The organism is Cupriavidus sp. L7L, assembly GCF_004353535.1.
Classification (GTDB): domain Bacteria; phylum Pseudomonadota; class Gammaproteobacteria; order Burkholderiales; family Burkholderiaceae; genus Cupriavidus; species Cupriavidus oxalaticus_A.
In genome coordinates, this window is sequence record NZ_SMNY01000147.1 from 1 (window position 1) to 1,487 (window position 1,487).

Genomic DNA, 1,487 nt, shown 5'->3' on the forward strand with positions numbered 1-1,487 from the left:
CCCCCACGCTGGGGCGCGACCATTTCACCCCATACTTCTGCAGCGCGACCATTTCACCTCGCACTGGGGGTGGGCGCGACCAATTCACCCCGCTACTCGTATGTGCCGCAGGAGGCACTCTTGGATAGGGCGCGACCAAATCACCCCATCTGCGCGGAGGACGCGACCAAAACACCTCACGCTGGGGCCGATGCGCGACCAAATCACCCCCGCAGTGAAAGCAGCAGCGTGAACGCAGCGACAGTTAGGTAGATCCAAGCCGCCTCCGAGCGGCATGGTGTTTATCCGTTGCTGACGTGGCTGGGCTGGCGAAGCTCTAGGACATTACAAACGACAGCGCGACCAGATCACCCCATGTGATCTTTAGCGAATGTGAGGGTGCGACCATTTCACTCAATCTCGCCCATGGACGCTGTAGGACTTTGGCCGATACCGAGGCGAGCGCCCACGATCCAGACTGATTTCATTCGCTTCCTGCGAGGACGACCATCATGCCTGGGAAGAATGTCCACGTTGTACCAGCCGAGGATGGCTGGGCAGTCGAGTTCGGTTGCAAGGCCGACCGTACTCTGCACGCTACGCAAGATGCGGCCATTGCCGCTGGCACAGAGCGCGCCAAGCGCGACAAGGTCGAACTGTTGATCCATGGTCGAGATGCCCAGATCCGAGAGCGTAACAGCTTCGGCCATGATCCTCGCAACGTGAAGGGCTGAGGCCATGTCTGGGCGGCTGGCCGCCGCTGCGGACCTGGGCCTAGCCTCGTTTCCCCTGATGCTGGCTAGGCGCAGCGCCACGCTGCCGCGCGCGGGCGACTGGCACTACGAGCTAAAGTACGATGGCTACCGCATGCTGGCGCGTACGAGCCCGCCAGCCCTGCGCGTGCGCGGCGGTGGCGACGCCACTCGCTGGTTTCCCGAGTTACACGAGCCGCTGGAAGCGCTGCAGGCCGGCTGCATCCTCGACGCCGAGGTCGTGGTGCTGGACGACATTGGGCGAGCGGACTTCAATGCCCTGCATGAGCGTGCCATGCGCAAGCGTTGGTATCGTGGTGCCCCGTCGGTGGCCCTGTGTGCTTTCGACCTGTTGGTCCTGCGTGGCCAGGACATTCGAGATTGGCCCATCGAGAAGAGAAAGAAGGCGCTGTGCGACTTGTTGCGCGGCGTGACCGTGGGCCTGCTGTATGTGAGCGAGGTAGACGACGGCGCTTGGCTCTACCGGCAGGTACTTGCGTTGGGCCTGGAGGGCGTAGTGGCCAAGCGCGCCGGCAGCGCCTATAGAGGCGGGCTGTCGTATGACTGGCTGAAGATCAAACGTCCAGGCGCCACCCCGCCTGGACGATTTCGCCGCTAGGGCTAAACCGTGCTGAGCTGTATATTCATACAGTATACTGTATGAATATACAGTATCGATACGGAAGCCTCCATGTCCGCCACCACCTTTTTTCTTCTTCTCGAAGCTCACTATTTCGGCGAGGACAGCGAAGAGTT

At 61.5% G+C, this 1,487-nt stretch carries 2 protein-coding genes; both read left to right on the plus strand.

Annotation, left to right across the window (positions count from 1 at the left end; genetic code table 11):
* Positions 1–491 precede the first annotated feature (491 nt).
* On the plus strand, positions 492–713 hold the full coding sequence (locus E1J61_RS36640) for a DUF2188 domain-containing protein (protein ID WP_133098631.1): 222 nt from the start codon (positions 492–494) through the stop codon (positions 711–713).
* A gap of 4 nt (positions 714–717) precedes the next feature.
* A complete protein-coding gene (locus E1J61_RS36645) occupies positions 718–1,350 on the plus strand; it encodes a hypothetical protein (protein WP_133098632.1) in 633 nt (210 codons plus the stop codon).
* Positions 1,351–1,487: the final 137 nt, after the last annotated feature.